The organism is Geofilum rubicundum JCM 15548 (assembly GCF_000974365.1).
Lineage (GTDB): Bacteria > Bacteroidota > Bacteroidia > Bacteroidales > Marinilabiliaceae > Geofilum > Geofilum rubicundum.
This window is the reverse complement of record NZ_BAZW01000104.1, coordinates 1-5,343: the sequence shown is the minus strand read 5'-3', so window position 1 is coordinate 5,343 and position 5,343 is coordinate 1. Positions and strand designations below refer to the sequence as shown.

Annotated in this window: 5 protein-coding genes; 2 read left to right on the top strand and 3 right to left on the bottom strand. The window is 38.1% G+C overall.

Going from position 1 to position 5,343, the window contains the following annotated elements; genetic code table 11:
- On the top strand, positions 1 to 456 hold a 456-nt coding region (locus JCM15548_RS19805; protein WP_173427676.1), incomplete at its 5' end, for a transposase.
- A 531-nt stretch (positions 457 to 987) separates the two neighbouring features.
- On the opposite strand, the gene JCM15548_RS19800 is transcribed toward JCM15548_RS19805, so the two are convergent.
- The 3 genes from JCM15548_RS19800 to JCM15548_RS19790 all read right to left on the bottom strand — a co-directional run bounded on the left by JCM15548_RS19800 (position 988) and on the right by JCM15548_RS19790 (position 4,438).
- Positions 988 to 1,722: a cation efflux transmembrane domain-containing protein gene (locus tag JCM15548_RS19800; RefSeq protein ID WP_439645467.1), complete on the bottom strand. Its 735-nt coding sequence runs from the start codon at positions 1,720 to 1,722 to the stop codon at positions 988 to 990.
- A gap of 55 nt (positions 1,723 to 1,777) precedes the next feature.
- Complete coding sequence (locus JCM15548_RS19795; protein ID WP_062128877.1) at positions 1,778 to 3,961, bottom strand: TonB-dependent receptor; 2,184 nt, start codon at positions 3,959 to 3,961, stop codon at positions 1,778 to 1,780.
- A 66-nt stretch (positions 3,962 to 4,027) separates the two neighbouring features.
- A complete protein-coding gene (locus JCM15548_RS19790; RefSeq protein ID WP_062128875.1) occupies positions 4,028 to 4,438 on the bottom strand; it encodes a Fur family transcriptional regulator in 411 nt (136 codons plus the stop codon).
- A 500-nt stretch (positions 4,439 to 4,938) separates the two neighbouring features.
- Between JCM15548_RS19790 and JCM15548_RS19780 the strand changes: the two genes are divergently transcribed.
- Positions 4,939 to 5,343, top strand: a 405-nt coding sequence (locus JCM15548_RS19780) for a phage integrase N-terminal SAM-like domain-containing protein (protein WP_173427675.1), incomplete at its 3' end; no start/stop codon positions are given.

Sequence of the window (5,343 nt, the reverse complement as noted above, 5' to 3'; positions counted from 1 at the left end):
ATCAGGTATCTGGGGCAATACACCCATCGCATTGCCATCAGCAACCAGAGGATCTTGAACGTTGACTCAACACACGTCACGTTCGTTGCAAAAGACTACCGGGACCGGGCACAAAAGAAACCGGTACCACTGACCGGTGAAGAGTTTCTGCGTAGATTCTCTATGCATATAATGCCCGATGGATATGTGCGTATTCGACGATTCGGCATTTATCATCACTCAACAAAGCTTCATCTGGATTTGCAATTTGTGCCAGATGAAAAGCCTGATATCGAACAGATGGTAGCTGACCAAAACGATGAAACGGCCTCAGAGCGCATTTTAAGGTTGACAGGATTTGACCTAACCAAATGTCCGCATTGCAAAGAGGGACGTCTGATTGTCATTAAAACCCTGCCCAGGATTCGATCACCCGCAGGACATCTTCCTTCTATGCTTTTTGCGAAGTTGCAGTAACCTAAAAAAGACCCCGATGACAAACTTCATTCACATGAGGTTCGGCATCGTATTGCCTATACGGTAGGCTTTCAGCCAAAAAGGAACAGATTTTCAACTTCTGAGCCACTACGACTAGCCATTCCTTAAGTTCAAATGCTTAAAAACGGGAAGACGGTACCATGGGTGGCCTTGCCAAAAACATCAAAAACCGACTTAAAGTCCATAAAAGAAGACTGTAGTCCTAACGGGTTGTAGTTCAACCGAGAGTCATCGCTGGGTCGTGCCGACCGCTCAGACTCCTATATATTGTATGCTGGTGTTTATCCTTCAAAGTCAATACGTCTCAAGTTTTAACAAATTTAACAGTTTTCTTATCAATCTGCACAGACGTTGATTCGGAGTACAAATTTATTTTGTTTTTGTGGGTGGGTAAATCCCCAAACCGCCCTTAAAGGCGGTAATTAGGGTTGGCGTTGTAAGCTCTTTGGCAAGTTTAGGTTTAGAGTGGCTCGTGCGACTTGACAATGTGCTTACAAAAAGGGATGGCTATCATTTCCCAAGTTTCAATATTCTAAATGCACCCTGAGATACAATCAAAAATACAATAGAACCAACAATCAAATCAGGATATTTTGATTGGGTCAGCAACACCAATACACCAGCTAAAATAACTCCTGAATTTATTATTACATCGTTGGAAGTAAAAATCATACTGGCTTTCATGTGTGCTTCTTTACTTTTCGATTTCTGGAGTAGGTACAAACAGATGGCATTGGCAGTTAATGCTAAAACTGAAACTCCAATCATAATTCTGTAGTCTGGCATTTCTTCAGAACCTATAAATCGTCTTACCACTTCTATAATACCTAAAAAGGCTAAGGATAATTGAAAAAAACCACTCCAACGTGCAACTTTCTTTTTTCTCAGAACTGTTGAACCAACTGCCCAAAGACTTAATCCATATACAAAAGAATCAGCTAACATGTCTAAAGAATCTGCCACCAAACCCATTGACTTTGAAATAAGTCCTGTAGTCATTTCAATTATGAAAAATCCAAAATTAATTATGAGTATCGTCCATAACAGTTTTGATTGTACATCGGAACTTTCTATTGTTACTTCCTTTTCATCAATAGAACTTGAATATGTATGTTTTGCTCCAAAGTTTAATGATTCCAGACGCGATAATATTTCTTCATCTTCCCGAGAATGAAAAACAGTAAGATTGCGATTTTCAATATCGAATTCCAATTTCCTGATAACCTCTATTCCATCCAACTTCATACGAATCATGTTTTCTTCGGATGGACAATCCATTTTCGATATGTGGTATTCTGATTTAATCATTGTCGCCTGATAATCTAAGTTTTATTCCTCCATTAAATACAAATCCATCAGCCGGTGCCCAAATATCAGGGAAAGTAGGATTATTTGTTGGCGGCAAAACCAAAGGTTCAAAATCAGATTGCATAACGTTTGTAAAGTTCTCGAAATTCACGAATAAAGATAAACGTTCCCAATGTCGCATAATCATTATTCCCATTGTCCAATAATCTGTTTTTTGATTGTTTAAATTATCGAACTGTTTCCCAGTGTAATAAACCTCATATCCAGCAGACCATTTTTCTTCAATTTCATAGAATAATACTGCACCCGCATTGTGCTTTGGTGTAAGTGGTTTCTGGTTATTGATATTATCGTATTGTAATTCAGTATTAACAAAGGCGTAGTTTAAATAGAGTTTAAAATCGTCGTATGTTAGTTTTATATTGGTTTCAAAGCCTGAACTTAAAATGTTACCATCAGCGCTTTCAAAATAAGCCATGCCCATTGTTTCGTCTTCCCGTAAAACCAATGCATTTTTTAGCTGAGTCAAAAAGAAGAGTTGGTTGATTGAGAAAGTCATTTCATCGCCCAATGCGGTTTTGTAATTTATATCGAAATTTCCTCCTATTGAAGTTTCTGCATCTACCAGGTCTTTTGATAATGGTTGAATATCCCGATAATAAATTCTCTCAGCATCCTCGGTGAAAATTGTAGGAAGCTTGTAACCCATAGCACCGCCAAGTCGTGAACTTAATTTATTGTTAGGTTTAAATAACAATGAAAAACGTGGCAGCACAAATGTCCCATAGTCAGCATTGTAGTCGGTTCGTAAGCCAGTTTCTAACCCAAGTTTTTTACTAAAATCGGTAGTGTTTTGAATAAAGCCACCAAAGGTGTTATGTGTATAATCTCTTGCAGAATATGAGTCAGCGTCTGTCTCTGTAAACTGTTCGAGATAATGGTTTAATCCCAATTGCCATTCTGCATTATCGTTTTTATGCAAATTGTATATGGCTTCGGTAAAACTGGATAATTGATTTCCACTGAATCGGTAGTCTGGAATACTTAGTTTTCTGTCAAAATAGGAAACACTATTTTTAAAAGAGAATGTTCTGTCATCGGTTGTATTCCGAAAACTTAATTGCGTAGCATAACGTTCCGATTTATTTTCTTCGGAAAAAATATGTTCAGTACTTGTGTTTCCCTTTATCACTTCCATGTCTCCACCCGTTCTATTATCGATGGTAGTGTTTAACCCTAAACTTAATTCAGTGTTAGGATTGAAGTAGTAGTAGAATTTTGGATTTAGACTAAAAGTTTGCGCTTTGGGCATATTTGAAAAACCATCTTCGTCGGGGTCGAATGCAATTTGATTATTAGCTGAGCCATAAACTGAAAGACCAACTTTTCCGTATTTCTGCGCATAAAACAAATTGCCAGTTGTACCCAAAGCACTTGTTTGATTTAGCATAACATCAAGCTTTGCTTCCTCTTCTGGTCGTATGGTTACAAGGTTTACCAAACCTGCAATTGCTCCACCACCGTACAAAGTAGAATTACTCCCTTTAATTAGCTCAACTTGCTTTAAGTCAAGCGGTGGTATTTGCATAATAGATAACCCACCGGCGAAACCACCATAAAGTGGCATTCCATCTTTTAATATTTGTGTGTATCGACCATCCAAACCCTGAATGCGAATACTCATATTTCCAGAACTAAGTGAGGTTTGCTGCATATGCACACCTGTGGTTTCTCTTAAAAGCATGCCAATATTTGTTGAGTTCATAGCTGCTTTTTCGCCTAATTCTTCGCCTGTAATTGCTTCAATTCTTGTTGGAATATCCTGAATTGTTCGGGAAGACCTTGTTGCTGCAATTACAACTTCTTCAAGTTCTTCTCCTTCTTCCAGCTCAACTTCAATCGTTTTGTTGTTGTCCTCTGGAAAAGATAGAGTAATTTCCTTTTCTTCAAAGCCGACAAAAGAAATTACAAACTCTATTTCGCCATTGGGTAAATTCTCCAATCTTGCAAAACCCTCATTATTTGTAATTGTACCTGTCGTCGTTCCTTCAATAATTACACTTGCTCCAATTAAGGATTCGCCAGATTCTTCTTTTACCTCAAAAGTTATTTTGTTTTGTGCGAATAATAAACCTGTTGAAAAAAGAAGTAATAGAATAGTGAATGTTTGTTTCATAGCATAATTTTTAAAAATTATGTAACAAAACTACTGAATGAGTAAGTGCAACAGTATTGCAAAGTTTTATCGGCAATTAGGGCAAATTCCTTTTACCACAAAATTGGCATTTTCAAACGAGAAGCCTTCTGCTAAATCCATCTTTGGAACTGGCATGTCTTTCATACAGTGAGTTTGACCGCATTTATTGCATAAAAAATGAATATGAAGGTCATCGGGTTTGCAGGTACAATCATCATCGCACAAGGCATATTTTACCGCTCCCGTACCATCGTCAATGCTGTGAATAAGGTAGTTGTCCTGAAACGTTTTGAGCGTGCGGAATATCGTTGAGCGTTCAACATTGTCAAACTGCTGTTCTATTTCGTAAAGGCTTAATGCTTTCTTTTGTTTTTCCAAAATCTCGTAAACCAATTGGCGCATAGCGGTTGGTTTGATATTCTTTTGTTCTAATTTTTTATCTGTTTTGCCTTTCATAAATGTAAATGTACAATGATTAAGCTAATGTAGCGCAGGCAAAAAAACAACTCTTTTGCAAACTTTGGATTGCAGGGCTGGCTTGCAGCGGTTTGCAAATGTGTTGTTTTGTGCGGTTGGGTTTCTTTTGTCTTTGCGGGGGAGAGAAAAAACAAAATAAATTACCCTCAATATGCACTGACCTTTTTACGAAGCACCAAATCAATAAATTTTTCTTTCTATTAATTAATCTTTTATTTCAAAGCATCGAGTTTTGTCTTTTTACACTTGCATACAACGCCCACATGTATGAAATTGTTGGGGGCTTGCGAGCTTCGTTATTTTCTGCCGATAAGAAACTTACTACGGGGAGTGGAGTTGCCTATACACACATAAACCCCCAATATTTTATACATGATGTTGAACTAAATCCCTCCGGGATAGCTCCTTTCAAAAATAGCATAAATCTTTCTAGTCACAAGTCGTTATAACTGTATTATTCACTTTAAAATAATACAGTTATGAGAAAGAAAACAAGCTTAACTATTGTTGAGCGCGCCATGGTTCTGGTTCCGGAATTTAAGGACAGAGCCTTGAAGCTGGAGCATCAGGTGGTTCTTCGTGGCCAGAGCCAGAGTACCCTAAACAATTACATCAGGCGCATTGCCCTGTTTGTCATTCATTTTGAGAAATTGCCAGAACACGTCATCGAAGATGAAATCAACGAGTATCTGGTAGCTCTGGCACGCGACCCCAATGCGCCTTCGCGCAGCAGCTTCAAACACATGGTTTACGGTCTTAGGTATTACTACCGCCTTTTGGGCATGAACAAAAAGGCCATTGCTTTGCCTTCATTAAAGCAAGACACCAAATTACCGGTTGTATTGAATCGCCAGGAGCTAAAAATGCTGTTTTCAGCTCCTACG

Coding starts and splice junctions, on each gene's coding strand:
- JCM15548_RS19800 (WP_439645467.1), bottom strand. CDS start 1,722: ATGAAGTTGGATGGAATAGAGGTTATCAGGAAATTGGAATTCGATATT.
- JCM15548_RS19795 (WP_062128877.1), bottom strand. CDS start 3,961: ATGAAACAAACATTCACTATTCTATTACTTCTTTTTTCAACAGGTTTA.
- JCM15548_RS19790 (WP_062128875.1), bottom strand. CDS start 4,438: ATGAAAGGCAAAACAGATAAAAAATTAGAACAAAAGAATATCAAACCA.